The following is a 2127-nucleotide window of genomic DNA, read 5'->3' as shown; positions in this document are numbered from 1 at the left end:
GAGCCGAACGTCGGCGATGCCGTTTCTTAGGAATCGTTCTCAAGCGTCAGCTCCCCGATCTTGGCGTGCAGCGTTTTCACGTCCACCGCGGGCTCGCTCGTTCTGTTGGCGCCAGGACCAAAGACCTCGGCCGCCGCTCCCTGAAGCTGGGACTTCCACTGCGTGATCTGGTTCGGGTGTACGTCGAAATGCTCAGCCAGCTGGGCCAGCGTCATCTCGCCCTTGATCGCCGCTAACGCCACCTTGGCCTTGAATGCCGGTGCGTGCTGCCGGCGGGCTCGTTTGCTCATCGTCTCTCCTGATTCGCGGGACAATCTTGCCCGCCGTCAGGCAGAAACTCCACTTATCGCCCTGTCCAGATTTCCGGAGCCAGCTCACTCCGTCCGCATTCTCGAGGACGGAACGATGCCCCGGCCCATCAGGCGCGGCGGTGTGGTTCTGTGGGACATGCGACTGATCGACCGAGCGTTCGAAGTCCTCTCAGGCGATGCGGAAGGCGCGACCCTTGGGCTAGTGTGAGCCTAACGCGGCAATAGCCCGCTTGGCGACCAGCCTTTGCTCCGCAGCCTTCGTGTACCGTTACAGCTCTTTCAAGCTGTCGTGCCCGGTTATGCTGGCAATCACCTTCAAGGATAAGCCCAGCTCGGCCAGTCGACGCGCTGCCGCGAAGCGCAAGGTGTGGGGACTGCATTGTGTTGTGATTCCAGCTGCTTTGCCCCAGGCCGAAAACTTGCCGGTGAACGACTTATCGCTATAAGGCTTTCCGCGTTCAGTCAGGATGAATGCAGGCGCATCGGCAGCGATCTTGCAAGATCCTGTCCGAGGCCGTTGGTATTCCCAACGGTCGCGTGCTGCCAGCTCCGCCTTTCGGTATGTCAACGCGCCGCACCGGAGGCGGAAAGTAGCTGCCCGAACTCATCCGATTCCAGATCCGATAGAGATTCTTACTCAGATCTCGGTCGAAGTCTTCGATCGACTGCCCGTCAACACCAGCTGCCCCTTGGTTAGCCTTCACGTGCTTATACGCCTCCCACACATCGCGTTTGGCAATACAAAACGGCTTGGCCTTACTCATGCCGATCATCCCCTTTCGGGTTGTCGACCGCGTAAAGCCGGATGACAACGCCCCTTCGGTCCAGTGCCATTGCAGCGCCTTCGTCCCTAATACGGGCGTTTCCGCCCCTGTGCTCCGCATCGGTACTCTGCTCCTTGCGGCGACGAGCCGCTTGGAGTCCTCCCTTCACATCGGAGCGACAGGTTCCTGTGTTCCTTGTCAAAGCCTGATCCGACGTCACGCCACCTTCATGCCGGACGCCGGTTGGACAGTCGGCAGGCTCCCCCCAACCCTTGCTCGCGGGACAGACATCCTGATCCCTGTTTCGACGTCGATAGAACACGTTACGACACGTCATCAGCGGTTTACTTACGTTCGTCTCCTCGGATCTCACCTGACGGAGTTTCCTCCGCCTTTTCCTCCAACGCTCACTACCAGGGCTCTTTACCCTCGCAGCTCGGAGCGGTTTGACGTCTACCCCTGCAGGTCGACTTCGGAGGGCCATCCTCCATCTCTGACAAAGCTTCGTCAGGATTCAGGCCGACGCCTGACTTCCACAGCACACGATGTCCTCATGCTTGAGCGACCGCCACAGCCGCTCGATGAAGACGTTGTCCATCCAACGACCGCGGCCTCGCGTTCGCGAGCGTCCTCGCTCTCCCGCCCGACACCCGCCTCAAAGGCCCGGGCCGCCTGGTCCAGCAGCTGCTTCTTCCAGGCATAGATCTGGTTCGGGTGAACCTCGTAGCGCTGGGCCAGATCGGCCACCGTCGCCTGCTCCCGCACGGCTTCCAGTGCGATCTTTGCCTTCAATGCCGCGTCGATCTTGCGTCTCGTCTTCGTCGTCATCATCCGCTCCGTTTATTAGACGGAGCCGCCCCTTCCAACTAAGCACGTGGTCCCAAAATCGGGATCCATTTCACACCATCGCCTGGGGCCAATTCGTTGGTGTGATTTGTGAAAGGTGCCCAATTGGGACACCACCCCGGTTTGATCGCTGCATTGCCTCGCCCCCGCCGCACACAGATCCATGCCGATGATGGTCGCCCCTCAAGATTGCGCAACATCAACTC

At 60.1% G+C, this 2127-nt stretch carries 1 protein-coding gene and 3 pseudogenes; all 4 read right to left on the bottom strand.

Going from position 1 to position 2127, the window contains the following annotated elements:
• Positions 1-32: 32 nt before the first annotated feature.
• Positions 33-290: pseudogene (locus GA0061099_RS39020) on the bottom strand (transposase); the annotation flags it as partial.
• Between the two features lie 289 nt (positions 291-579).
• Positions 580-879 carry a tyrosine-type recombinase/integrase gene (locus GA0061099_RS43385; RefSeq protein ID WP_074448695.1) on the bottom strand — a complete coding sequence of 100 codons (300 nt, stop codon included), beginning with the start codon at positions 877-879 and terminating at the stop codon, positions 580-582.
• Positions 806-1075, bottom strand: a pseudogene (locus tag GA0061099_RS42650) (group II intron reverse transcriptase/maturase); the annotation flags it as partial. The gene GA0061099_RS43385 and the pseudogene GA0061099_RS42650, both read right to left, overlap by 74 nt.
• A gap of 666 nt (positions 1076-1741) precedes the next feature.
• Positions 1742-1903: pseudogene (locus tag GA0061099_RS43380) on the bottom strand (transposase); the annotation flags it as partial.
• Between the last annotated feature and the right edge of the window lie 224 nt (positions 1904-2127).

It is taken from the genome of Bradyrhizobium yuanmingense, from assembly GCF_900094575.1.
Classification (GTDB): Bacteria; Pseudomonadota; Alphaproteobacteria; order Rhizobiales; family Xanthobacteraceae; genus Bradyrhizobium; species Bradyrhizobium yuanmingense.
This window is presented reverse-complemented; position numbering and strand designations above follow the sequence as displayed.